We start from the raw sequence: 24483 nt of genomic DNA, 5'->3' as shown, positions 1-24483 counted from the left end.
TCGGTGTATCCCGCCCCCGGCGGGTGGTGCGAGTCGCGCGCCAGGCCCCACGTAGGAGACCGTGCGCCTCGCACCATCCAGGCGTTCGACAGCTTGTCCACAGCGTGCGGCTCACGACCGCAGCCTGACCTGCAAATGCAGACCGTTGACTCGGCGATGACCTCGCCGATTGCGCTAGGCCGTCACCGACTCTCCCGCAAGGTGCCAGGGTAGTAAGGTTCCTGACTGCCCCGCAAGCGGCTCACGACAAGCCGGGGCTTCGCCTTGGCTGCCCGCAACTCCCTCCATCCTGCGTCGGTAAGCCGCGTTTCAGAGTCCACCAATCCCAGCTTCTGAGCCTGAAGGACGAGGTTTCTGGCAACCAGAACGGATACTGAAACATCGGTCGCCAGTTGTTCGGGGTGCCTATGGCCGTTCGCGATGTGACCAAGGACCTCAACAAGGTCCCTGATGCCTCCGCGATAGCGCACGTGGAGCTTGCCTGTTCCTGTCACCTGGACTCGCCCCATGCCACGCGGCCCGGGTTCTGCGTTGCGCCCTGGCCGGTATCCGACAAGGTCACGCATGAGTCCCGGCGGTGCGGTGCGGTGCTCGAAGAACGGTGCCCACTTACCGTCGGAACGCCGGCTCCGCCCCCTGGATTGGCGCAGGATGGATGGCAGATTGTTCGGCACGGTGTGCTCGAACACGAGCAGACCCTCGCTGCCCGACCAGCCTGCACCGTCTTCGGGCCGCCGTGCATAGTCTTCGCACAGCTTCCTGATCCTCCAGAGCTGGTCCTTATGCCACTCAGCCGAAGGAAAGTCCATCCCGCGGTGCAGCACCGACACCCCGTCGTACAGCCCACTGGCACGGATGCGCCGCAGTCCGGTGGTCGTTGCGGCGAAGAGGACCAGGTGCAGCCGGACCAACTTCAGGGAGCGCCAGCTGCGGATCGTCGCATTACGCAGCCAGGCCCGCGCGTACGCCAGAGACTCCTCGCCGGAGCCGGCGTAGTCGGAAACGAACACTAGGCTCCGTGCACGACGCGCCCGAAGAAGATCAATCGTCATGGCGTTGCGCGTCACTACGGAGGTGTCCAGGCTCCGCTGCACATCGCGGATGATGTTCTGGACGATCAACTCGCTACCGCCGCCATCGACACCGGAAACCTGTGGTGACACCTCGTTGATGAACATCGTGTCCGTCGGCTTGCAGGAGCGGACGCCATACAGTGCCGCCGGTTTCTCCATGGTGGCTTCACCAGCTAGGACTGACCCCAGATGTTCCAGCAGCCCCTGCCTGAACGTCGTCTCCGACACGATATGCAGGCTGTCGAGCAACTGCTGAGCCGTCTCAGTGTCCCTGGGGCCGAAGTTGGTCAGCCACTCGATCCCCTGATGGGTTTCGCTTGGCCTCGCTGGCTCCCTCACGGCACGCATATGCACCGCGCCCCCTTGTACCGGATTCCGCATCTGAGTTGGCGTACCCCACCGTAGCGACTGCCCAAGCCTGTGTGGGCGTAGTCCTGGGCGCATGGGACTTGACCCGAGGCCCGGAAGTTAGCGTTTCGCAGTTCACGCAGTCATAGGCCGTACGCGGATCCGCGGGGTCTCCCGCGGCCCACAGAGGTAGGCGAGAGCCCCAGAGCGCGGCTACTTCTTGGCGGCGTCTGATCGCGTCACCCTGGCTCAGGCTTCGGTGAGAGTGCTCAAGGTTGGAAGGGACAGGACCCTCCCTGCGCCTACCTGCACAGATGCGACAGAAATCGAACACGTGATGCAATAACCGTATGCAATGCTCTGCTTCCCCGAGGACCTGATCGCCGCGCAGTCTGCCTGGGAGCGGACCTATCGGAGCCTCGCCGACCCGGTCCAGCCTGAGCGGACGACCGCACTGCGTAGGCGCCTGCTGGAGCTGTCGGTCCAGGTCTGGTGGCACCCGTACTGGCGTGAGGCCGGGACCGGGCAGCGGGTCGCGTTGCGTACGGCGGTGCGGGAGCTGGAAACCGGGGCTGGGTAGGTGGACGGCCCGAGCGGTGATCGGCGGACGGCCGGATCGGCTCCGGCCGAGATAGAGCTGACCTTGCCGGACGGGCAGACCGTTCGGGTCCGTCTCCACGAACGTCGGGAGGTGCCCGGCCCTTCTCCATGGCGCTATCTCGTCGGCGTCCCTTCCTGGGTGGCGCGCCCCGACGGGGTCGAGGCTGCGGAGTACACGGTTTGGGTGACCGATCGGCAGCTGACGCCCATCGCGGGCGTGGATCTGTCCGGCGTGCCGACGCGTCGTCTGCCAGGTCCGCCGCCGCGGCCAGCCCCCGGCTGGGTGGTCCGTCCCGCCCCCGAGCGCCGGGGGCGGACGGTCGTGCATGACGCCATGTGCCGGCATGCCGCAGGCGGCGGGACCGAGGTGGGCACGCTGGAGGCCCTGGACGCGCTGATGCGGGACGGGGCGCGCGCCTGCACCGACTGCGACGCCTGCGCCGTTCTCATTCCGGCGCTCGAACTCGGCCAGGGGAACGGATAGCGACATGGGCCCGCGAGCACGACGAGCGTGCGGACGCGGGCCAACCCCCGGGAGAGCGCCTGGGTCGCGTTGTGCGCAGCGTCGTCGTAGACAGAACCCATGAGTGAGAAGATGACGTCGTGGCATCCCGGTGAGATCGTGCCCGCCAGCGGGTCTACGAATGCGACTGCGGCGGCGAACACCATTGGAGCACCGACGTGAAGGACCACCGCTTCCCGCCCCTGCCGTCGGGGTGCTCGGGCAAGTCCTGGAAGGTGCAGAAGTCGGCCCATCCCGAGAACTACCTCGGCTGAACGACGCGGCGCGATGGTGCTGAAGCCTCCCGTGGAGCCGATGCTCGCCCAAGCCCGCGAGACGGTAACCGCACCCGGCGTCCTGCCGGGCAACCTGGCGTTCGAGGCAAAGTTCGACGGCTATCGGGCGCTGCTGTTCACCTCGGCCCGGCCGGGTGGCTCGACGCTCCTGCAGTCGCGGCGCGGCTCGCTGATCCAGCGCCACTTCCCCGACCTCGTCACCGCCGCGCGCCAGCTCCCGCCCGCCCTAGTCCTCGACGGCGAAGTAGTCGTGTGGTCGCAAGACCGGCTCTCCTTCGAGGCGCTCCAGCGTCGTGCCTCCTCCAGCGGCCGGACCGTGGCGCAGCTAGCCGACGCCATGCCCGCGCACTTCATCGCCTTCGACGTCCTTCAGATCGACGGCCAGGAGCTGCTCGCCGAACCGTACGAGCGCCGCCGCGCTGCTCTGGAGGGTCTGTTCCGGGAGCGCGGGTTGTCGCCACCGTGGACGCTGTGCCCGATGACGACCGACCCGGCCCTCGCCCAGGAGTGGCTGACCTCCTGGACGGAAGTCCCGGGCGTGGAGGGCCTGGTAATCAAGGGCATGGGTCAGCGTTACCTGCCGGGAGCCAGAGGCTGGTTCAAGGTCCGCCGCCGCGACACCACCGAAGCGATCATCGCAGGCATCACCGGCACCTTGCGGCGCCCGCAGATACTCGTCCTCGGACGCTACGACGAAGACGGCCGACTGCGTGCGGTCGGGCGCACCACGCCCCTGAGACCGGACGCCGCGGCCCGGCTCGCCGACCACCTCCACCCCGCCGGCCCCGGCCACCCGTGGACCGGCGTACGGTTCACCGCCACCTGGGGCAGCCGCGAACCCCTCGACCCGATCCTCGTTGTTCCCGACCTGGTCGCGGAAGTCAGTGCCGACACCGCCATCGACCGAGGTGCGTGGAGACACCCGCTGCGCTTCGTACGGCCGCGCCTGGACGTCACCGTGGCCGACGTGCCGATGTTCGGGGAAGGCACGCAGCCCTCCAGCGGCTGACCCTGCCGCCGCCCGGTGGTAGACGAGAGCAGGCCCCCGGGATGACATCCCGGGGGCCTGCTGACGGCGGGGTGATCTTCGGTTAGCTGGTCTCGCTGGTGTCGTCCGGCTCGGGCTGGGCCGCCGTACGACGGCGGGCAAGGACCAGGGCGACCGCGCCTGCGGCGACGAGGAGACCGGCGCCGCCGGCAATCCACGTGGTGGCGTCGGCGCCGGTGTGGGCGAGGGAGCCAGCCGGAGTCTTCGGCGTCGTGTTGTCGTTCAGCCCGTCGGCCGCTGCGGTGGGCGTGGAGACGGCGTCCGGCGTGCTGGTGCCCGCCGGGGAGGGCTTCGTCCCGCCAGTCCCGCTGTCGCTCGGCTTGTCCGCAGGTGTGGACGGGGCGCCGGTGGGCTCGTGCGTCGGCTTATCCGACGGGTCAGGCTTCGGCGTGGTGGCGGTCTTGGCGTTGGTGACGGTCACGGTGACCGGCGCACCGGGGCCTGCGGTGAACGTCTTCGACGGCTTGTAGAGGTCGTAGCCGGCGGGGGCCTTGACCTGCTTGACCCAGAATTCGGTCTTCCGGCTGGTCACGGGCAGTTCTCCGGTGGCTGTTCCCTGCGACCCGGTGGTCAGGGTGAGCAGGGTCTCGCTGCCTGTTCCGATGTTCACGGTGGATCCGGGCAGCAGCTTTCCGGTCTTGTCGTCCTTGGCCTGGAGGAGAACCTTGGCGGCCTTGAACGGGTCGGTGATCGTCAGCGGTGTGGCCACACCTGGGGTGACGATGACGTCCTGGTCGGCGACGACCTCGTGAAGCGGGCTGCCGGAAGACGTTTCCTTCAGCCGGTACACACCGGGAGCGAGGTCGGGGAAGGTCAGCTTGCCCTGCGCGTCGGTCTTCCCGCGTCCGGCCTCCTTGCCGGTGGAGTCGAGCAGGAGGAACTCGGCGCCGGGGAGGACGTCCCCGGCCGCGTCCTTCTTGGTGATCGCGATGCTGCCCGCATCCGGGGCCGGTGTCTCGGTGGAGGCAGCGGATGCCGAGGGCGTCGGCTCGGACGACTGGGCGGTCGCGGTCGGTGCCCAGGTGAGGGTGCCGGTCACCGCGGCGGCGACGGCAGCGGATCGGACGGCGCCACGGACGATACGAGCGTGCACGGGAAGAGGTGCTCCTTGATCAGGTGGTGGGAGGTCATCGGGTCCGGCCAGCGACCGGAAGCGCCGGCGGCGGGGCGGGAGTCTGGTGGGCGGTCTTGGCCGCAGCGCGGTTCGGCGCGGACGCGGTCCACGCGCCGGGGAACCAGACGGCGGTGTACTGCTCGATGGCATCGCGCAGACCCGTGAAGTCGGCTCCCTCCCATGGGGGTTGCCCCGGCCTGGCGAGCGTGATGTTGAAGGTGTCGGGCATGTTGCGCTGGTGCAAGGTCCCCTGACGGCGGCGGAAAGTGCCGTGCTCGGAGAAGCTGAGCGCCACCGCGTCAATCGTGCCCCGGTCGATGTGAACCACGGTCAGGCGCAGGCCGCCGTAGGTGTTCCGGTACTGCGTATCCGTGAAGCCGATCTGCAGTCGTAGGGGTGCGCCCGCGATGGGCGTGGCGTAGTACGTGCTGCCTACGGTGGTGCCGCTGGGGAAGGGGAGGCGGAGTTCGGTGAAGAACTCGCCGACGTGCAGGGACAAGAGGATCCTCTGGTCAACGGGGCGGTTTAACGGCGCGGGCCGGGCAGGGCCGGACGGCTGGTGGTGCTCCAGCGCGGGACGCTGGGAGCGGGGAGCGCGGCCGGGCGGCGTGCTGCGGCAGCCCGTTGGACATCGAGTGGGGTGGGGGCCGGCGGCTCGGGCGGCAGGATGGGGGTGAGCTGGGCCATGCCCTTGATGTAGCTGTAGGTGTCCTGTCGCCAACGGGGCAGCGGGGCCGGGTCGGAGACGCACTGGGTGACGGCGGTGAGCAGGAGGACGGGGGTGTCGGTGCTGGCGGTCGCGTACCAGACCGGACGGTCGATGGACTTGCCGGCCCACAGCTGCCAGCGGGCATCGCGCGTGGTCAGCTCGGCTGCCGGATCGAGGTCGCCGGTGGTGAACTCCATCCCGGCGAGCCCATCCGGCGCGTTTACCGCGAAGACGCCCCTGCGGGGGCGGCCCATCTCCCAGCCCTGCTGGAGCAGCGGGACAACGGCGAGAAAGGGCTCGTGCTCGTCGATGCCGACCACCGGCCTGGCGAGGTAGGCGTCCGCCCCCTGTTCGTACGCCGTGGCAAGCGCGGTGGTGAAGGCGCGGACGACCTCGGTGGGGGTGCGGTCGTTGAAGCAGGCGCCCCAGGTTGGCGGGCCGAACGGATCGCGGTAGGCGTTGATGCGCCAGAGGCCGTCGTCCTCTCCTTCGGGCAGGTAGCCCAGGCGTACGCGCCGGTCGGGGGCGCTCACATACACGTTGCCGTCCTCGTCGTGCTGGAGGTCCCAGCCGAGGTCAAGGAGCGGTGCGAGGGCGGGGTCGCCGGTCCCGGTGGTGGAGGCGAGGTAGCGCGGGGAGACGTAGACGTCTCCGTCGATGTCGTGGCGCGGGTCGGGCTGGTGGCTCATCGGGCCGCCTGCGTGGTCACCGTGATTTCGTCGGCGGTGGTGTCGAGGCGTTCGTTGACCTCGGCGGTGTCGCGGCCGGTGACGATGTAGAACCCGGCCCGGGCGGTGAACAGGTCGCCCTTGGGCGGGAGGAGGAGCGGGTCGCCGACCTGTCGCATCCACTGCACCTGCCGCAGCCAGGGGGTGTGGGCGGCGAACGGCTGGTTGACCTGCCGCTGCTTGAGCGTGCCGGAGGCGGCCGGGTAGAGCATGCGGATGCCTGCGGCCTGGTGGCGAGTAGGGGTGAGGTCTGGGGATCGGCCGCAGGCGAGGTCGGCGGCGGCCTTCGGCAGGTCGATGCCGGTGGCGAGACGGACGAGGTGACCGATCAGGTCGCCGCCGATGCGCGCGTTGACCTCGATCAGCCGGGGTCGGCCATCCACGAGGCGCATCTCGACGTGCTGCACGCCGTCGGTGATCCCCAGGGCCTTTACCGCGGCGGTGGCCGCGGGGGCGACCTGCGCGAGGAGCGGGTCGGTGGCATCGACGGTGTGCCCGGTCTCGTAGAAGTACGGGGCGGGCCCGAGGCTCTTGCGGGTCACGGCGACCGCGGTCGTCTCACCGCGGTGGGTGACGCACTCGACGGAGACTTCCGGGCCGTCGAGGTACTCCTCGACCAGGACACCGGTGTCCTCGCGGCTCTGGCTCGCTCCGGCCGAGGCGAACTCGAAGGCGGCGGGCAGTTCCTCGGGGCGGTCGATGCGGATCACGCCGATGCTGCCGGCGAACGCGGCGGGTTTGATGACGGCGGGGAACCCGATGGTCGCCGTCACCCGTGCCGCCTCCGCCAGGGTGCGGGCCTTCATCGAGGCGGCCGACGGCACCCCGTGGCGGGCGAACAGCGTACGGGCGGTGGCCTTGTTGCGGCAGGCCCGCATCACCTCGACGGAGTCCGCGGGCAGACCGAGCGCGCGTGCAAGGCGGGCGGTGGAGACAAGGTGCCACTCCTGCCAGGTGACGACGCCGGCGAGGTGGTGGCGCGCCGCCAGAGCCCGGCCCGCGGCGAGCAGCGCGGCGTCGTCGTGGAGGTCGACGACCGTGTGGTCGACGATGTACGGCTTCTCCCACGACGGCTCGGTGCCGGTCAGCAGGACGACGTCGTACGCGGCGGCCACCTGCTCCAGGCAGTAGCCGCGATAGGTCTCATCGCCGGGAGAGACGACGAGCACGAGGGGGCGAGCGGTCAAGAAGGAGTTCTCCGGATCGTTGGACGGCAGGACGAGGGAAGAGGGGTGTTCAGTCGGCACGGCGGCGGCGTAGCTCGAAGGCGCTGGCCCAGTGGGGATGCGCGGCGATCAGCCGCCTGGCGTACAGGGCGGTGAAGTTGTTGTTCAGGCCGGGCACCCCGTGCGGGAGTTGTCGACGCAAGTCCTCGAAGAGGTCCTTGAGGCTGACGCGCGTGGCTCCGGCAGCAAGCCGCCGGGCGGCCATGCGCTCCAGCGCGCGGTAGACGTGCGGGTGCCGCGCGTCGAAGGCGTGAAACCGCTCGGTGATGGTGCGACCGCTCGTACGGTTCGTCCTGGGGCAGGCAACGGACATGGGGAGTTCTCCACAGGCTGGGGAGCGCAGGGGGTCAGGTGCGCAGGGCGGGATCGGTGCGCAGGCGGACGAAGGCCGGGAACAAGCCGAGGGCCTGCAGGACGGCGCACGCGGTGATGACGTGGCCGAGCGCGTCGGGCGGGGTGAGCGCGGTGAGCACGCCGGCGACGGGGAAGGGCAGCAGGAGGATGAGGATGGTCACCGACAAGGTGCTGCCGAACTTCTTCGGCGGGATCAGGCGGGAGCGCAGGGTGCGCAGGACGACCGTCATGCCGCCCTCGGCCGCCATCAGGACGGCGACCAGGATCAGATAGGACAGGTAGTCGGGGGCTTGGGCGGCGGCGAGGGTGGCGATCGAGGCGAAGGCGGCGTAGGCCGCGCCGACTGGCCACAGGCCCAGGCGGTCGATCGCGAACCGGCAGAGCGTGACGCTCAGGAGCGTCGCTCCGGCAGCGGCGGACCAGACCAGACCGACGGCGGTGGTCGACTGCCCGTAGTGGTTGACGACGATCACCGGACCGGCCGCCTGGAGGAAGCCGATGGCAAGGTTGGACAGGGTCAGGCCGGTCACGAGCCAGCCGAGCGCGGGCAGAGACCGGATGGTCCGCCACCCGGTGAGCAGTCCTGCCCCCGTGTTGCCCTTCGGCGCGCGGGCCGGGGGGATCGGCGACGGCGGTGTGCGCAGCGCGAGCAGCGCGGCGAGCAGCGAGAACGCCGTGATGACCGCGAGCATCTGCCAAGGTCCGGCGAGCAGCAGCAGACCTGCCAGTGCCGGGCCGGCCAGGGTGGCGGTCTGGTCGATCCCGAGCAGGACGGCTTGGACACGGTGGGCCCGCTCACCCGCGCGGCGGCCGGCGGCTGCGCCCGCGGTCTCGGCCGCGATGTAACTGAACTCGGTGAGCACCCCGGTCACGGCGGCGAGCGCCATCACCGTCACGCTCGCCACGGCGCCGGAGGTGTGGAGGTAGAGAAGGACTGCGCCGACGGCGATGACCAGCGCGCGGCCGAGGGAGGCGAGGAAGAAGACGACCGCTGCCCCGCGCCGGTCGACGATCCCGCCGGCCCACCCGAATGCTGCCAGCCGGGGAATCCACTCCAGGGCGAACGCCAGGCCCGTCAGCGCCGGGGAGCGCGTGGTGACGAGCACCAGGAGCGGGATGCCGTAGGTGGACATGGCGAACGCGAGGGCGTCCACCGTGCGCGGCAGGTAGATGCTGCGCAGCAGTCCCCCGGTGTGGTGGGCGTGCCGGGGGGTGACGCCTGCGCTCACGCGGCCGGCTCTGCTTCAAGGAGCACGGTGACCTGCGGGTTGGCGTTCAGCCACTGGAGCAGCAGAGCGCGGGGGTGGTCGAGATCCGTTGCGGCCTCGGCGCTGATCGTCTCCTCGTCCGCTGGGCGTGGGGAGTCGTCGGCTCGGTCGGCCACGAGCGCGGGGACCAGGAGGCTCAGGGAGTGCTGGAGGCGGGTGGTGAAGTCGCAGACCCGGGTCGGGTAGGCGTGGCGGCGGGCCCAGCGGGCGGTGGCGTCGTAGACGTCGGCCAGCTCGGAACCTGCGTCGGTGAGGGTAAGGCCGGCGCCGGGTGCGACGCGGGCGAGACCGTGCGCGCGGGCAACGTGGGTGGTCCGGCGAAGGTGGTGCGAAGAGAGGTCGGGGAGGGTGGCGGCGAGACGTCTCGGCGGGATCGGGCCGTTGTCGTCGATCTCGGTGATCAGCCGGATCAGGCCCGGCGAGGACAACAGGGAGAGTGCGTTGCGGAGTTCGGCTGGAGTGAAGGAGGCAGTCATCGGCGCGGGCCCCCTGCCGCGAGCGCCGCCAATGGGCGGGCCGTCGCGGTGTGCGAGAACAGGTCGCGGTTGTGCCACGTCGGGCGGGAGGCCCCTCCCGCCCGGGCAGCCGACGAGGTTGCGGGAGCTGGCAGCGATTGATTGCTGACCCACGGCTTCGGCGCGGATGCGGCCCCCGGGCGTCCCCAGACCGGGTGCTGGGCAGCATGGGTGAGGGGCTGCCCGGAGGACCACGCGGACAGGGCACCGAAGACGGGCCCCAGGCCCTCGCCCGCCGCAGACAGGCGGTAGGGCTGGCCAGTGCCCTCGGTGTCGACCAGACCGTCGGCCACGAGCTGCCGCAGCGGCGGGTAGATGTTGGTCCAGTCACTGCTGGGCATGACGATCCTGGCCAGCGCCCGGCCGCTGACCTCGCCGCGGGACTTCAGCACCCACAGGATGGCGGCGGCATGCCGCCGGGTGAGCAGGGTGAGGCTGTCCTCGATCTGCTCGATCGCGGGCAGCGGGCGGTCAGCCTTCTCCAGATGTTCCTCGGCCCAGGTGACGATCATCGGCAGTACCGGCAGCAGGGCTGCGGCGCGGTCGGTGTGGCCGTAGGTGACGTGCCGCGAGGTGTGTTCGGTGCGCTCGACGAGGCCGGCGTCGCACAGCGACTTGAGCTTGGGGTGGAGCTGGCCGTTCTGCAGCCAGGACACCTTGCCCGCCAGCTCGCTGTACCGCAGCGGCGGACCGGACAGGGCCAGCAGGATCCGGACGTTCCATCGCGGGGTGATCATGGCGAGGGCTTCGGTGACCCGGGCGATGTCGGCGTTGGTGTCAGGGGGCAGAGCGGTGATGGCCAAGGGAGGAACTCCTGGATGATTAAGGGGAATCGCCTGCGTGTCAGCGGCTGCGCGCCGTGCTCTCGGCCGGACGGGGCGGGGCCGGGGGCGGCAGCGAGGGAGTCGGCGGGGGCGGTGCCGGGGCCGGGACGCGCGCCAGGCTCTGCAGAACAGCCAGCGCCGACTTGGTCTGGGCGTCGCGGACGGCGACCGCTTCGGCGAGCCGGCGGGCGCCGTCGAGAAGGTGGGAGACCTCGTGTCCGCCGATCTGCCGCTCGAGGTGGAGGAGCTGGGCGAGGCGGTCGCGATGGAAGTCGATGCTGCGCTCGGCGAGGGTGAGGTCGTCGTGCATGCCGAGCAGGGCGGAGAGCATGCCCGGCGGCTGGTCGCGGGCGTGGGCTTCGAGGTCGGCGAGCGGTGCGCCGTACAGGTCCTCGATCCGTCCGGCTATCTCGGTGGACGTCGAGTGGGGCAAGCGGGGGCTTTCATGGTCGGCGGGCCCTTGCCGCCCCGGCACGCGCGGGTGCCGGGGCGGCGAGGGACGGGGGCAGGGCGGCGGCGACCACCGGCTGCGCCGTACGGACGGGGCGGGACTGCTGGTCGGGGGGTGGCATGGTGCGCAGCAGCTCGCCGAGCGCGGCGCGGTAGCCGGCGCGGGCATCGAGCGCCGCCTCCAGCCACTGCGCGTCGAAGCGGAGGTCACCGGCTGACAGCTCGCCCATGTCCCGGTCGGGCGCCATCGCCTCGTGCACGCGGTCGCGGACGCGGGCGACTTGCTCCTCGGCCAGGGCGAGGAAGGAGCGCAGTTCCAGGGCGCGGGTCAGCGCGGGAGGGGCATCGGGTGCGGTAGCCGTCGCGTACAGCTCGGCGACCGGGGCGCCGAAGACCTCCTGCAGCCGGCCGTCTGCGGTGCTGGACTTCAACCGGACGCTCACAGCACGGCCCTTCCCGCTCGCGGCACCGACGCCGGCGCAACCGCGGGGCGGGGCGGAGCGCTGGTCGGCACCGCCGGGCCCTTGCGGGCTCCATGGCTGAGACGGGCGAGGCGTTCGGCAGCGAGGCCCTTCTTCCCCGGAGCGTCCGGATCGAGAAGCCAGGCCACGACCTGGGCCCGGCCGTCGCGTGCCGTGACGGCCGCGTTGACGCGCTGGGCGAGGCCCATCGTTGGGTCGTCCACCTCACCGGGCTGCGTTTCCAGCGCGGCGAGGAGGTCGTCCTCCGCTCGGTCGAGCACAGCCTGGGAGTCGACGAGATGGCCGTGCCACTTGACGACCTCGGTGGCGTCGGGGTTCGCGGCCGGCGCGACGGCGACTGCGGCCCTCAACTGATCCATGCCCATTCCGAAGTGGGCTTCGATCCGTTCGGTGAGCACACCCAGGACATCCGCTGTGTCTTCGGGTATGTCGTCGGACAACGGGAACTCCTTTTCGGAAGACAACCACCTGGAACTTCAGAGGCAGGGAAAATGACGGGCGGTCGAACAACCCGGCTGTGAAGTACGCCGGTTACTGCTGCCGGCCTGTCAGCTAAGGCACATGCGGACGTCTCGGTAGACGTACGTGCCGGAGACCCAGCCCTTTACGCCGGTCGTCCTGTCCGTGATGTAGAGCCAGTTACCGCTCTTCTTGTGCACGGTGAACTTGTGGCTGCGGTAGAGCACCCCGACCGCAGTGGACTTCGTGGTGGCCTTGGACCGGATGGTCACCGCCTTCGTGTGCACCTCGTACGGCAGCGGCGGCAGAGACGAGCAACTGCTCGCCGGAAGGGCAGTTGCCGCGGTGGCGACGGGAGCCGCGCTCGCGGCGGTGGCGGACAGCACCGGCACAGCGAGCGCGCCGAGCATCGCAGCGGATATGGCAATACGGGTTGAGCGCATGCGGAAGAAACCTCCATGAGGCATAAGGCTTGAGGGGAAGGCACCGGGGCTTCGCCCCGGCGGCTGTATAAGAGTCCGGAGAATCGCCGGTTTGGCTAACCGGCGATCGTCGGCTATGTTCCGCCGCGCCGGTCGGCCTCGGAATTCAGCGGGATCGGCTAGGCGGGCGCGGAGCGGGGGCCTTCGGCATGGCAGCCGGGCGGGTGACTGACGCTGCCGGCCGGACCGGCGGGAGAGGGCCGACCTCGCCTCTGAGCCGGTCGTCGCACCACCGAAGGGCCTCCTCAACCGTGGTGAAGCCGCCCTCGCGCAGGGTGTGGGTCCACGCGTCCGTGTCGACCTCCTCGACCACAACGCGGAACGGGGAGGGGGCTCGCTCGTCGAGAGCGCGCAGAGCCACGACGGTGACCATGTCGTCCGGGTCGTCGCTGGTGTAGGAGTAGCCCATCGCGTAGTGGTCGCCGTCACCCGCGAGGCGTTGCTCCAGCGCCCGCGTCGCCTCGTCCGCTGGCGGGGGACCCAGTTCGGGGTCGAGGCCGATGGCATCGGAGGGGCAGCCGCGGTGGATCAGCCAGGACTGCGCCATGGCGGGCAGCGGCAGCGGAGCCTTCTCGAAGGCGAACGTCCGCTCCTGCTGGTTCCGCTGCAGGTGCACGGCGACGTACTGGGGTGTGCCGGGGTGGCCCCAGGTGGCGGTGCGGTCGAACAGGACGTAGTAGCTGTGCACACCGTTGGCGGTGTGGTGTTCCGCCAGGGGGACGAGCATGTCGGAACGCACTTCGACCTGACGGTAGAAGTCGAGGTGAACCTCCTCGTCGGCGTCGAGGTCGTCCACGTCGAATTCGACTTGAGGAAGGGGCTTCCGGACGGGTGCCGGTTCGCTGGGGGACAACAAGGGCCTTTCAGGAGTTCAGCGGCGCCGTGTTGGGGTGGACGGCCAGGCCCCGGGGCGAGCCGGGGGCTTCGGCACGTGGGTGGTGGGCGGCCGGCGCGCGGCGAACAGCGCGGCGCAGCCGGCATCGGTCAGTGCGACGGGTTGGCCGGCGTGCACGGCGTGGCCGGTATCACGGGAGACCAGGCCGGCACCCTCCAACTGCTGTAGTTCGGCGTAGGGGATGCGGGTGCCGGAGGCAGTGGTCACCGACATCCGGCCGGTCAGGAGGTGCTCGTAGAGCTTGGCCCCGCCGGCGATGGCCAGCAGCGCCGCCTGGTCGGCAGTCGACAGCGGCGTTTCGCTGGGCGCCGAGGACGCTGCGGCGGCGGCCTCGATGGGCTCCAGGGCAGTGATCACCTTCAGGGCGGCAGCGTCGCGTACGGTGGCGGCCTCCTCCAACTGGTCCACGGTGCGGTCGATGCGCGCGAACAGGGCGCCGTCGACGGGGAACTCGCCGCTGGACAGGCGGTGGAGGAGGACGCGGTAGAAGGTCACGCCGGTCTCGGCCCGGGCCAGCTCGCGGTGCCGGTCGACCAGGTGGGCATGTGGCTCGTCGAGGACGCCGCGGTCGCGGTACGCCCACAGGGTGTCGACGTCATGGCCGGTGACGGCTTCGATGCGATGGTCGAGTGGGGACACCGCACGCCGGACTGCTGCCGGCGCGGGGTCAGGGGGCATAGGCGGGACTCCGTCGTTCAGCGGGCGTGATGGTGCGAGGGGTTGAGTGCGGGGCGGGGCAGGCCCGGCAGCGCGGAGGGCGGCGGAGCGGGCCGGGGTGCGGGGCCTCGGGTCGTGAGCTGCGGGGAGCGGGAGCGTGCCGCGTGGGTGCGGGCGCTCAGCGGCCGGCGGGTCATGCCCAGGCGGCGGCCGACCTCGTCGTAGACGTCGTTGCCCGCCCGCGGTCGGATCGCCACGACGTGGATCTCCCGCTGGTGAGAGGACTCGGCGGGCGCCGGACGGACGCCGTAGACGACGCGCCAGTCCTTGCGGGAGTCCACGAACAACTTGCGGTAGCCCTCCAGGTCGCCCGTGAGCCGGAGCCCGAAGCGCCGCGCGTTCACGACTTCCTGCAGGTAGGCGAGGGTGAGATCGCGGATGTCGCTGGGCGCCTGGAGGAGATCGGTCAGGGCTCGGGGGTCGAAACTTAGGCCGAAAGCCGGTTGCTGCCCACCGTTCACGACGTCGGCTCGTCCGGCTCAGGGGGGCCGGCCGCCTCCGCCGCGCTCGCCGTCGCCTTCTCCGTACGCGCCGAGGGAGGCGGGCCCGGAAGGATCCGGTGGGCGGGACGCTCGGGTGAGGTCATGCAGGCCGACAGCGGACCGCCCGGCGCGCGGATCGCCGCGATGGCGTGGGTGAGGAAGTCCCGGTGCCACACGAACAGGCCGGAGAGGCCGGCTTCGGGGTCCTTGTGCTGCTGGTACGCAAGCCACAGGGCGTGAAGCCATGCAACGACGTCGTCGTGCTCCTGCCACTGCAGGCACCAGGGCGCCGCGGTGGTGACCTCCGCCCCGTAGACCGGGAGGAAGAAGTCGTCGACCCAGTCGGACAACGCGTCGAGCTCGTCCTCGCGCTCCTCCCCGTCCAGTTCCAGAATCGGGCGCGGCTCCGGCGGCGCAGCCGGGGGCGGTCCGCCGAGTCCCGGCATGCCGAACGCGGCGAACGGTGATCCGCCCGGAGCCGGGGCGGAGGCGAGATGGTCAAGCTGCTGGGCCTGCTGCGCCGACTGCTCCATCAGCCTGCGGACGCTCGCCTCGATTCCCTCCAGGTGGGGGTCCGGAATACGAACCGGCTCCAACTCCCCGCGGTCCGAGGGTTCTATGGATTCAGACATGGAACGTGGGGCCTCCTACGAGGTGCGGAAAAAAGGGGAAGCGGAAGCAGTGCGGGCCGGTCGACGGACTACCGGCGTCACGACGGGATACCGCTCGAGGCCAGAAGCGGCGTCGGGTTCTGCGCAGGAAAGGCGGTCGCAGCCTCAGACGGAGAGGTCCACGTCGTCCTGGGTGAGGGTTTCGCGGATCGTTTCGGTGAGTCGGTCGGCTGCGATGGACGCGTAGTGCTCGGTCTTCTCCACGCCGATGAAGTCGCGGCCTTCCAGCAGGGCGGCGACGCCCGTGGAGCCGGAGCCAGCGCAGAAGTCGAGCACCGTGCCGCCTTCGGGGCTGATCTTGACCAGCTCGCGCATGACGGAGACCGGCTTCTGCGTGATGTGCTGGCGCTGCGTCCCCGAGGGCTGCGAAGCCGAGTACATGCCCGGTAGATAGACGGGGTTCCGGGAGCCGTCGATCGGCCCCTTGCTCGCCCAGACGATGAATTCGCAGTTCTGGGTGAACCGGCCCTTCTGCGGCCTGGCCTGCGGCTTGTGCCAGGCCAGCACACCGCGCCACAGCCAGCCGGCCGCCTGGATCGCGTCCGTCGTGGTGGGGAGCTGCCGCCAGTCGGTGAACAGCAGCGCGGTGCCGCCGGTCTTCGTGAGGCGGTGGGCTTCGGTCATGATCTGCGTCAGCCAGAACCCGTAGCTGCGCTGGTCCATGTTCTCGCCGGTGAAGTCCGGCAGGGCGTGCTGGGCGTCGGCGGAGGTGTACTTCTGCTTCGCCGAGCGCGTGGTGCGCTCCTTCGCGGTCCGGCCGCCCGAGTTGTACGGCGGGTCGGTGATGACGGAGTCGACGCAGTCGTCCGGCAGGCCGGCGAGGACGCTGAGAGCGTCGCCCTGGTGCAGGGAAAAAGGCAAAGAGGGGCCCCAATTCGGGTGTGGAAGCGTGGAGGGAAGCTCCCGTCTCGCATACGAGTCCCCGCACAGGCCGGAATTGGGCATGAAGAAGCCCAGGCCGCAGACGGAGGAGGGCGAGGGGAGTCCAAAAACTGTAGAGGCGAATACGCCGACGACCAAGAAGTCCGCTGCTGACGTAGCGGATTCCGGCACCTCACGCCGACTTTTTGGTCAGCCGCCAATCCGGGCCTACTGTTTTTGAACCGCCCGGCGCACACCGCCGCTGGCTACTCCCCACCACGCCTCACGGAGGTACCCCCTGCCCCGGCACACCTAGACCACGACACGGCCATGCGGAGCGAGCGGCAACTCGCTCCCTGGCCATCACGATCGCCCACCCCGGCCGCCGCGCCCTTCCACCCGCCACGCGCACGCGGCACGCCGGACACCGCACCCCCAAGGACACACGTTCATGACGCCTTGCTACCCACCCATGCCCGAAATCGCTGACGCGCGAGCGGTCCGCGCCGGTTGAAGGCGGTCGCCGCCGGCATCGGCGTCGTCTTCCTCTCCCCACTGCTGCTCGCCGGGACGGCCATGATGATGGCCTCCTCCGCCGAAGCCGTGCAGACCTCCGGCTCTTTCAGCGGCTGCCTGACCGACATCGACTCCGACGAGGTCGCCAAGCACGTTACCGACATCCTCGACGGCGCGTCCGGCAAGGACGTCCACATCGAGGGCCTGGATCTGCCCGCCGAGCAGGTCCCCAACGCGCGGACCATCGTCGCCACCGGCATCAGCCTCGACGTGCCCAAGAAGGGCCAGATCATCGCGCTCGCCACCGCGATGCAGGAGTCGCGGCTGCGCAACCTCAACTACGGCGACCGGGACAGCCTCGGCTTGTTCCAGCAACGTCCCTCACAGGGCTGGGGCACTGCCCAGCAGATCCGTGATCCCGTCTACGCCAGTGAGCGCTTCTACAAGGCTCTGCTCAAGGTCAACGGCTGGCAGCAGATGACCGTCACCCAGGCGGCACAAGCCGTGCAGAAGTCCGGCTACCCGGACGCGTACGCACAGTGGGAGAACCTCGCCACCGCGCTCCAGACGGCCATCGCCAAAACCTTCCCCGGCAACTCCGACAGCTCCGGCAAGGACAAGGACGGCCAGAAACCGGACAAGGAGGCCGAGAGCACCACCGGCTGCTCTCCGTCCAAGGACGGATCCGGCTTCGGCCGCATCCCCGAGGGGAGCGTCCCGAAGGGATACAAGATCCCCAAGGATGCCGACCCCAAGGCCCGTAAGGCCCTGGACTGGGCGATGCACCAGCTCGGCACGCAGTACCAGTGGGGCGGCAGCTGCACCGCCGCGCACGGCCCCGACCCGATGGGCCGCTGCGACTGCAGCTCGCTGATGCAGCAGGCGTACGCCCACGCCGGCATCACCCTCACCCGCACCACGTACACGCAGGTCAACGAAGGCAAGCCCGTCTCCCCCAGCCACCTCCAGCCCGGAGACCTGGTCTTCAGCCGCGGCACCGCGAGCCGCCCCGAGCACGTCGGCATGTACATGGGCGAGGGCCTCGTGATCGAGGCCCCGCGCACCGGAAAGCCCGTCCGGATCACCCCGATCAAGGACTGGGACATCCTCGCCGCCCGCCGCGTCCTCTGACGCCGCTCCCGCCCGCACCCCGCTGCTGCGGGCGGGCCGCCGCCGCGGCCACTTCCCGCGCGCCGAGCGCGCCTCCCCCTCCGCTTCCCCCCTTTCCGCCGGCCCCTCGCCTGGCCTGCGTTCGCAAGGAGCCTCGCCACACCCATGCCCCTCCCTCTCGCAGACCGCGTCATCCAGCTCGCCTTCGACCCCGGCATCACCCCCGCGGGCGGCGGCCTGCCCGGCCTCGCCGTGCTGAAGAACGTCGTCAACTCGATCAACATGTTCGGGATCATCGCCGTCGTCGGCGCCCTAGCCGTCTCCCTCGGCGTGTGGGCCTGGGGCCACCACACCGGTGGCCACCAGGCCGAGGCCAACGGCAAGAAGGGCGCCGTCGTCGCCGCGGGCGCCGCCCTCGGCCTGGGCGCCGCGAACGGCATCGTCGCCTTCTTCTCGGCTCTCGGGTCGCAGGTCCACTGATGCAGAAACGACTCCCCTCCCTTTCCCTGTCCTCGTACGGCATCGGCTGGTCGGCCAACAAGCGGATCGCGATCGTCGCTCTGGTCGTCACCGTCCTGCTCGCGACCGCCGCCACCGTCGCCTGGCTCAGCGGGAACGGCAACGGCCGCCAGGGTCGAGATCACGCCGCTCCGGCGCCGGCGAGCAGCCCGTCCTCCTCCGAGGCCGCCCCGAAGCCCGTCGCCGGATCCGGATCGGTGCCCAAGCCCCCGCAGATCGCCGAGCCGGTCGCCTACGCCAAGGCCGTGGCCCAGATGCTGTGGTCCTACGACACCCGCAACACCAGCCGCGACCAGCAGCTCGCCGGCATGCGCGCGTGGATGACCAACGAGCCCACGTACGCCGACTGGGCATCGGTCTCCGGCCAAGTCCCGGATCCGGTGCTGTGGTCGCGCATGGCCGACCAGGACCAGCACGCCACCGCCAGTGTCACCGAGGGCCACTACCCCTCCGCGTTCAAGCAGGCCCTGGCCGACGACCCGTCCGCGATCACCAAGGCGTACATCTACGTCGTCACCGTCAACGGCAAGCAGCAGATCGCCTGGAAGAAGGGCGGCGGTGGAGCCGAGGAACGCGCCGTGACCCTGGCCGTGCAGTGCCGTCCCAACCACGACTGCACCTTGGCCGCCATCGCTCCGAGCGTCACGCAGTGACCCGCGCCTGACACAAGAAAGGAGGGGCAACTCTCCGTGGGTTTCTGTGATTTCCCCCTGGCAGACAAGCTGTGCGCCGTCGGTGACGCGGTCGATTTCGCCTCGGATCCCGGCAAGGCCATCGGCGACTGGATGGCGAAGTCGGCAGGCGAACTCGCCGCCGCCGCTGCCGACCTGGCGGCCAAGGCCGTCAACACCACCACCAAGGTCGACCTGAACGCCGGCTGGTTCCGCGACAACTACGAGATGCTGCTGCCGCTGGGCCTGGTCCTGCTGGTCGCGACGTTCTGCGCACAGCTCGTCCGGGCCGCCATCAGACGCGACGGTCAAGCCCTCACCCAAGCATTCACCGGCACCATGTCGGGCGTCCTGTTCGCCTTCTGCGCCATCGCCTTCACCACGGTCGCCGTGGAGGTGGTCGACGCGATCTCCGAGGGCCTGTTCAAGGCCGCGAGCCTGGACATCGAGTCGGCCGTGCGCCGCATCGTGAAGGTGAGCCAGATCGGCGCCCTGGCCGGGCTGGGCTGGCTCGTCCCGGTCGTGGCCGGTCTCGGCGCCGCCATCGGCGCCTTCCTCTACTGGTGCGTGATGATGGTCCGCAAGGTCGGCATCCTCGTCATGGTCACCCTGGCGATCTTCGCCAGTGCCGGCGGCGGCTGGGAGGTCGCACGCCGCTGGCGCAAGGGCTGGATCGAAGCCACCGCCACCCTCGTCGTCTCCAAGCTGTTGATGACCGTGATCTTCGTGCTCGGCATCGCCGCCATGGGCAAGACCGAGGCCAAGGACGGCATCGGTGCCCTCGCCGACGTCATGTCCGGCATCGTGATCATGGTCCTGGTGCTGCTGTGCCCGTACGCGGTGTTCAAGTTCGTGCACTGGGCGGCCGACGGAACCGACGGCGAGTCCATCCACCGCGCCGGCGGCGCCGGAGCCCAGGTCGCCAAGGCACACGCCGAGAACGCGACCCGCAAGGCCGCGGCGGCAGCCGCCACCGCCGGAACCGGCGGTGCGGCAGCCGGAGCGGGCGCCGCTCCGCAAGGCCCCGACGCCGCGGGCGGAGGCGGCTTCCCGGGCGACATCGCCTCCCACTCGACCGGTGGAGGCGGTGGCAAGGAAGACGCGCAAGGCGGTGGCACGGGCGTCTCGCCCGGTGGGGATGCCATCAAGTCCGGTCTGGAGACTGCCGTCCAGCCCGCGCCGACGAGCGTCTCCGACGACACCAGCAGCCAGGTGGGAGGAAGCCCGGGCCCGGGTGGGTCCGGACCGAGCGCCGCGTCCAGCCAGGGCGGCGGATGGCAGTCCGCTCCCCCGACCACGACCCCGCCGCCCCAGGGCGCACCGCCGTCCTCCGGCTCACAGAACGCCACGGCCAGCGGACCGGCTGGGCCGCCCCCACCCCCGACCGGCCTTTGATCCTCTGCCCGCTTCCCGGGGGCGGGACGCACCGCGCGCTCCCGCCCCCGGGCCCCCACCCGCGCCTCCAGGACCCGCCCCATGACTGACCTTTCCGTCGCCCCGGTCACGGTGAAATTCCCGCACCGGTCCCGTCGCGGCATCCTCCTCGGCCTCTCCCTTCCCCAGCTCGTCCTTGTGTCGTGCACCCTGGCCCTGCTGCTGATGACGGTGCTCTCCACTGGGCTGCTCGGCGCCGTCGCCCTGACCCCGCTATTGGCTGCATCGGGCGCTCTCGTCGCGATCCGCCGGCACGGCCGCTCCCTGATCGACTGGGCGCCGATCGTCGCCCGCTACGCGCAGCGCCGGCGCACCGGCCAGACGCTCTGGCTCGCCCGGCCCGTCACCCGCCCGCGGCAGGAAGGCGTCCTTCACCTGCCCGGCACCGCCGCCTCCCTCAAGGTGGTCACCCCCGGCGACTCCGCCAACGGCGCTGCAGCGGTCCACGACCCGCACCGGCAGACCCTGACCGCCATCGCCCGTGTCACCTCCCGCGCCTTCGCCCTCCTCGACCCCGCCACCCAGAACCACAACGTGGCCAGCTGGGGACGTGCGCTCGCGGGCATCGCCCGGACCGGGCACATCGCCACCGTGCAGGTCCTGGAGCGCACCGTCCCCGACAGCGGCGACACCCTCACCCGCCACTGGACCCAGAACGGGCAGCCCCAGGCCCCGGTCGCCGGACAGATCTACTCGGAACTGGTCGCCTCGGCCGGTCCGGCCGCCGCCCCGCACGAGACCTACCTCGCCATCTCCCTGGACCTGAAGGCCGCCAAGCGCCTGATCAGCCAGGCCGGCGGCGGGCTGCCGGGCGCGTTCACCGTCATGGAGCAGACGACTGCCTCCATCGCCCAGGCCGCCCGGAACGCCGGGCTCATGGTCACGGGCTGGCTGAGCGCCCGGGAGATCGCCGCCGTCATCCGCACCGCCTACGACCCGAAGGCACTCGCCGCGCTCCAGCAGTGGTCCGACACCGGCCGCGCCGAGGCGGACCCCGCGGCCGCCGGACCCGTCGTCCAGTTCGAGGAGTACGACCGCCTCGCCACCGACTCCGCCCGCCACGCCACGTACTGGGTGGAGAACTGGCCGCGCACCGAAATGGGAGCCGGCTTCCTGCACGGGATCATGTTCACGGCCGGAGTGCGGCGCAGCCTGTCCCTTATATACGCGCCGCAGGGGCTCGAGTCCGCGCTGCGGGACGTCCAGCGGAAGAAGGCCGCGATCATCGCCGACGCGAACGAGCGCGCCCGCCGTGGACAGGTCGACAGCGAGGAAGACTCCGTCGAGTACGCCGACGTCAAAATGCGAGAGCGCCAGCTCATCGCCGGGCACGCAGACGTGGCCCTGACCGGCCTGGTCACCGTCACGGCCGAGACCGACGCCCTCTTGGACGCAGCGTGCGCGCAGATCGAGACCAGCGCCGTCACCTCCGGCGTCGACCTGCGGCGGCTCAACTACCAGCAGCCCGACGCCTTCACCCTCACCGCCCTGCCGCTCGCCCGGACAGCCCTGTGACCAACCCCTTTTCGATCACGCCGCGGCAGGAGCAATCGCTACCACCGCCCCTGCCTCCGGGCAGGAAGGACCACCACCTTTGACCTCTCGCACGCGTCCACAGGACGCGCACCCCTACCTCCGCGCCGCGAGCGCCGGAGTCCGCCACCACACCCGTGCTCTGGCACGGCCGGACGCCACCTCCCCCACGCCGGTGGACCGACTGCACCTTGACGTGCTGCACGCCCACCTCACCGCCCTGCACCAGCTCCTCGACCGGCTCGCCGAGACCACCCGGCCACCGCACCCCGCCGCCGGCCGCCACCTCGCCACCGCGCACACCCGCGTGTGGCAGGCCACCGCCGAGATCCACTCGGCCTTCCACCTGCTGCCCAGCAACACGACGGCAGAAGACGCCGAGGTGAGCGCGTGCCACCCGGAACGGCTGCCCGAGGGACCACCCGTGCTGACCATCTGCCAGCGCCACCTCGCCGCCGGACACATCATCCGGCGCAAGACCACCCCCACCGACCTCCGCACGCACACCACGGCCTGCGTGCGATGAGCACCACCCGCAGAATCGAGGGCCCCCGATGAGCCACCGGCCCGCCCGCCGCGCCCGCCGCGCGTCCGCGTCTCCGCTGTTCACTCCCCACGGAACCGACCGGGCCAGCCGCAAACAGGCCCGTCGCCAGCTCGCCGAAGCCACCGCCAAAGCCCGCGCCGAAGCCACCGCCCACCAGGCCGAGAACACCTCCACCGAGCACGAGACGCCCGCTGCTCTCTACCCCCCGAGCGGACGCCCCGGCCCCGCCTCCGCCCGGAAGAACCGGCTGAAGCTGCCCGCACACCGCATTACCACCGCCGTAGCCGCCGGCGCGTACCCCTTCCTCGCCGAAGGCGGCCTCGGCGCGGAAGGCATCTACATCGGCCGCGACGTGCACGCCGAGGCATCCTTCGTCTTCGACCCCTTCGCGCTGTACGGCAAGGTCGAGGGCTTCACCAATCCGAATCTCCTCCTCGCCGGCGTCATCGGCCAGGGCAAGAGCGCCCTGGCCAAGTCCTTCGCGCTGCGCTCCGTGGCCTTCGGGTACCGCGTCTACGTTCCGTGTGACCCCAAGGGCGAGTGGACACCAGTGGCGGAAGCCCTCGGCGGCAGATCAGTAGCCCTCGGGCCAGGACTGCCCGGCAGGCTGAACCCGCTGGACGCGGCCCCGCGCCCGGCGAGCGTCTCCGAGGCCGACTGGGTCGGCGAGATCCGCAAGCGGCGCCTTCTCCTGCTCGGCTCCCTGGCCCGTACCGTCCTTGGCCGGGACCTGATGCCCATGGAGCACACGGCCCTGGACATCGCCCTCGACGCCGTCGTCACCCGCGCCGCCGACATCGGCAGCACCCCGCTCCTCGGTGACGTCGCCGCCACCCTCAACAACTCCGGCGCGCTGGATGAGGCCGCCGGGATGGTGTCGGGACAGCTCGGCGACGCGGCCCGTGACCTGGCCCACGCCATGCGCCGCCTCGTCCACGGTGACTTGGCCGGCATGTTCGACGCCCCCTCCACCATCGCCTTCGATCCCGGCGCGCCGATGCTCACCATCGACCTGTCCCGACTCGGCGGCTCGGGCGACGACACGGCGCTGGTCCTTGCGATGACGTGCGCCTCCGCCTGGATGGAGTCCGCCCTCTCCGACCCGAACGGCGGCCGACGCTGGATCGTGTACGACGAGGCGTGGCGCCTGATGCGCCATGTCGGCTTGTTGCAGCGCATGCAGGCCCAATGGAAGCTCTCCCGCGGACTCGGCATCGCCAACCTCATGGTGATCCACCGGCTGTCCGACCTGCTCACCGCCGGCGATGCCGGATCCCAGGGCCGCGCCCTGGCCGAGGGCCTGCTCGCCGACTGCAGCACCCGCATCATCTACCGCCAGGAGACCGACCAGCTCCACGCCGCGGCCTCCCTGCTCGGACTGACCTCCGTCGAGATGGACGCCATCGCCCACCTCAACCGCGGCAGGGGCCTGTGGAAGGTGGCCGGTCGATCTTTCATCGTGCAGCACCTCCTGCACAGCCACGAGCTGGCCCTCTTCGACACCGACGCCCGCATGCACTGAGAAGTCCCGCGAGTTCACCCCAACTGGCAGTGACCCCGCGTTCTGCCGCCGACCGCCACCAATCGATGGAGCGCGTGGTCTTCGGCTGGACCGATGTCCACGCCGATCAGGCCGCCCTCTTCGGACCGTGACCGCACGACGATCCTGCTGCCACTCACCGCCAGCCGATCAGAACGGACCCCTCCCTGCCCTACCAAGATCCGGAACAGCGCGAGACCTCGCCCAACACGCTTCACCGCTACGCCCGCCGGGACGCCGAGCCCTTCCTGGCCGCGCACCTGCTCCCCGACGAGCCGCTGCCGCTTCCCGACCTGACTCCCTACCTCACCGCGCTCGCCATGGCGGAGACGCCCGCCGAGGTCAGCGCCGTCACCCGTCGGCTCGTCGAAGCCACCACGCCCGTACTCGACCACATAGCCGGCCACTTCGTGGCCATAGCCCTCTGGGCCGGCCATGAGCACCGCCACACACCACAGGCGGTGCGCCTGCTACGTGACGCCGCCCACGGTGTCCGCCTGGCGCCGGCA

Annotated in this window: 29 protein-coding genes; 10 read left to right on the top strand and 19 right to left on the bottom strand. The window is 70.7% G+C overall.

What is annotated here, in order from left to right; all coding sequences use genetic code 11:
• Positions 1-182: 182 nt before the first annotated feature.
• Positions 183-1421: a phosphoribosyltransferase-like protein gene (locus E2B92_RS18425; protein ID WP_443070286.1), complete on the bottom strand. Its 1239-nt coding sequence runs from the start codon at positions 1419-1421 to the stop codon at positions 183-185.
• Between the two features lie 355 nt (positions 1422-1776).
• Between E2B92_RS18425 and E2B92_RS18420 the strand changes: the two genes are divergently transcribed.
• From E2B92_RS18420 to E2B92_RS18410, 3 genes are all read left to right on the top strand, one after another.
• Entirely contained in the window at positions 1777-2001 is a 225-nt protein-coding gene (locus tag E2B92_RS18420; RefSeq protein WP_126887495.1) for a hypothetical protein, read from the top strand.
• A complete protein-coding gene (locus tag E2B92_RS33980) occupies positions 2002-2505 on the top strand; it encodes a DUF6233 domain-containing protein (protein WP_327437495.1) in 504 nt (167 codons plus the stop codon). It abuts the gene before it with no gap.
• Between the two features lie 306 nt (positions 2506-2811).
• Entirely contained in the window at positions 2812-3828 is a 1017-nt protein-coding gene (locus tag E2B92_RS18410; RefSeq protein WP_126887494.1) for an ATP-dependent DNA ligase, read from the top strand.
• Between the two features lie 82 nt (positions 3829-3910).
• Here E2B92_RS18410 and E2B92_RS18405 read toward each other — a convergent pair whose 3' ends face one another.
• The 17 genes from E2B92_RS18405 to E2B92_RS18325 form a co-directional block, all read right to left on the bottom strand.
• Positions 3911-4960, bottom strand: a complete 1050-nt coding sequence (locus tag E2B92_RS18405) for a SpaA isopeptide-forming pilin-related protein (RefSeq protein WP_126887493.1) — start codon at positions 4958-4960, stop codon at positions 3911-3913.
• Between the two features lie 34 nt (positions 4961-4994).
• A complete protein-coding gene (locus E2B92_RS18400) occupies positions 4995-5480 on the bottom strand; it encodes a hypothetical protein (protein WP_126887492.1) in 486 nt (161 codons plus the stop codon).
• A 26-nt stretch (positions 5481-5506) separates the two neighbouring features.
• Positions 5507-6379: a DUF317 domain-containing protein gene (locus E2B92_RS18395; RefSeq protein WP_126887491.1), complete on the bottom strand. Its 873-nt coding sequence runs from the start codon at positions 6377-6379 to the stop codon at positions 5507-5509.
• Complete coding sequence (locus E2B92_RS18390) at positions 6376-7587, bottom strand: ATP-grasp domain-containing protein (protein WP_185923673.1); 1212 nt, start codon at positions 7585-7587, stop codon at positions 6376-6378. Before E2B92_RS18390 ends, E2B92_RS18395 begins: the two co-directional genes overlap by 4 nt.
• A gap of 67 nt (positions 7588-7654) precedes the next feature.
• Complete coding sequence (locus E2B92_RS18385) at positions 7655-7957, bottom strand: hypothetical protein (protein ID WP_126887490.1); 303 nt, start codon at positions 7955-7957, stop codon at positions 7655-7657.
• Between the two features lie 34 nt (positions 7958-7991).
• A complete protein-coding gene (locus E2B92_RS18380; protein ID WP_126887489.1) occupies positions 7992-9227 on the bottom strand; it encodes an MFS transporter in 1236 nt (411 codons plus the stop codon).
• Positions 9224-9742 carry a regulator gene (locus E2B92_RS18375; protein ID WP_126887488.1) on the bottom strand — a complete coding sequence of 173 codons (519 nt, stop codon included), beginning with the start codon at positions 9740-9742 and terminating at the stop codon, positions 9224-9226. Before E2B92_RS18375 ends, E2B92_RS18380 begins: the two co-directional genes overlap by 4 nt.
• Entirely contained in the window at positions 9739-10584 is an 846-nt protein-coding gene (locus E2B92_RS18370) for a winged helix-turn-helix transcriptional regulator (protein WP_126887487.1), read from the bottom strand. Before E2B92_RS18370 ends, E2B92_RS18375 begins: the two co-directional genes overlap by 4 nt.
• Positions 10585-10624: 40 nt before the next feature.
• Positions 10625-11038 (bottom strand): hypothetical protein, encoded by a 414-nt coding sequence (locus E2B92_RS18365; protein ID WP_133087604.1) that lies wholly within the window; start codon positions 11036-11038, stop codon positions 10625-10627.
• Positions 11039-11048: 10 nt separating this feature from the next.
• Complete coding sequence (locus E2B92_RS18360; protein WP_133087603.1) at positions 11049-11498, bottom strand: hypothetical protein; 450 nt, start codon at positions 11496-11498, stop codon at positions 11049-11051.
• Positions 11495-11977 (bottom strand): hypothetical protein, encoded by a 483-nt coding sequence (locus E2B92_RS18355; RefSeq protein WP_126887812.1) that lies wholly within the window; start codon positions 11975-11977, stop codon positions 11495-11497. The genes E2B92_RS18360 and E2B92_RS18355 overlap by 4 nt, the downstream gene beginning before the upstream one ends.
• 108 nt (positions 11978-12085) lie before the next feature.
• Complete coding sequence (locus E2B92_RS18350; protein WP_235023873.1) at positions 12086-12439, bottom strand: SH3 domain-containing protein; 354 nt, start codon at positions 12437-12439, stop codon at positions 12086-12088.
• Between the two features lie 145 nt (positions 12440-12584).
• Positions 12585-13334 carry a hypothetical protein gene (locus tag E2B92_RS18345; RefSeq protein WP_126887814.1) on the bottom strand — a complete coding sequence of 250 codons (750 nt, stop codon included), beginning with the start codon at positions 13332-13334 and terminating at the stop codon, positions 12585-12587.
• Between the two features lie 15 nt (positions 13335-13349).
• Positions 13350-14051: a hypothetical protein gene (locus tag E2B92_RS18340; RefSeq protein ID WP_126887815.1), complete on the bottom strand. Its 702-nt coding sequence runs from the start codon at positions 14049-14051 to the stop codon at positions 13350-13352.
• Positions 14052-14068: 17 nt separating this feature from the next.
• Positions 14069-14551 carry a hypothetical protein gene (locus E2B92_RS18335; RefSeq protein ID WP_126887816.1) on the bottom strand — a complete coding sequence of 161 codons (483 nt, stop codon included), beginning with the start codon at positions 14549-14551 and terminating at the stop codon, positions 14069-14071.
• Entirely contained in the window at positions 14548-15105 is a 558-nt protein-coding gene (locus tag E2B92_RS18330) for a DUF4913 domain-containing protein (RefSeq protein ID WP_185923689.1), read from the bottom strand. Before E2B92_RS18330 ends, E2B92_RS18335 begins: the two co-directional genes overlap by 4 nt.
• 243 nt (positions 15106-15348) lie before the next feature.
• Positions 15349-16104, bottom strand: a complete 756-nt coding sequence (locus E2B92_RS18325) for a DNA-methyltransferase (protein WP_126887818.1) — start codon at positions 16102-16104, stop codon at positions 15349-15351.
• Positions 16105-16614: 510 nt separating this feature from the next.
• On the opposite strand from E2B92_RS18325, the gene E2B92_RS18320 reads away from it, so the two are divergent.
• The 7 genes from E2B92_RS18320 (at position 16615) to E2B92_RS18290 (ending at position 23956) form a co-directional block, all read left to right on the top strand.
• The gene (locus tag E2B92_RS18320) at positions 16615-17751 is read left to right on the top strand and encodes a C40 family peptidase (protein ID WP_126887819.1); all 1137 of its coding nucleotides are present in this window, start codon (positions 16615-16617) and stop codon (positions 17749-17751) included.
• Between the two features lie 144 nt (positions 17752-17895).
• The gene (locus tag E2B92_RS18315; protein WP_064068923.1) at positions 17896-18210 is read left to right on the top strand and encodes a DUF6112 family protein; all 315 of its coding nucleotides are present in this window, start codon (positions 17896-17898) and stop codon (positions 18208-18210) included.
• Positions 18210-18902 (top strand): hypothetical protein, encoded by a 693-nt coding sequence (locus E2B92_RS18310; protein WP_126887820.1) that lies wholly within the window; start codon positions 18210-18212, stop codon positions 18900-18902. The genes E2B92_RS18315 and E2B92_RS18310 overlap by 1 nt, the downstream gene beginning before the upstream one ends.
• A 36-nt stretch (positions 18903-18938) precedes the next feature.
• Positions 18939-20315 (top strand): SCO6881 family protein, encoded by a 1377-nt coding sequence (locus tag E2B92_RS18305; protein WP_126887821.1) that lies wholly within the window; start codon positions 18939-18941, stop codon positions 20313-20315.
• 81 nt (positions 20316-20396) lie between these two features.
• Positions 20397-21869, top strand: a complete 1473-nt coding sequence (locus E2B92_RS18300) for an SCO6880 family protein (protein ID WP_126887822.1) — start codon at positions 20397-20399, stop codon at positions 21867-21869.
• A gap of 79 nt (positions 21870-21948) precedes the next feature.
• Complete coding sequence (locus tag E2B92_RS18295; protein ID WP_126887823.1) at positions 21949-22413, top strand: DUF6238 family protein; 465 nt, start codon at positions 21949-21951, stop codon at positions 22411-22413.
• Positions 22414-22441: 28 nt separating this feature from the next.
• Positions 22442-23956, top strand: coding sequence for a VirB4 family type IV secretion system protein (locus tag E2B92_RS18290; RefSeq protein WP_126887824.1), 1515 nt, complete (start codon positions 22442-22444; stop codon positions 23954-23956).
• Between the two features lie 14 nt (positions 23957-23970).
• Here the strand turns inward: E2B92_RS18290 and E2B92_RS18285 are convergent, their stop codons facing one another.
• Entirely contained in the window at positions 23971-24423 is a 453-nt protein-coding gene (locus E2B92_RS18285) for a hypothetical protein (protein WP_126887825.1), read from the bottom strand.
• Positions 24424-24483 lie beyond the last annotated feature (60 nt).

It is taken from the genome of Streptomyces sp. WAC05374 (assembly GCF_004353505.1).
Classification (GTDB): Bacteria; Actinomycetota; Actinomycetes; order Streptomycetales; family Streptomycetaceae; genus Streptomyces.
The sequence above is the reverse complement of the archived record's forward strand: the minus strand, read 5'-3'. Positions and strand labels throughout refer to the sequence as shown.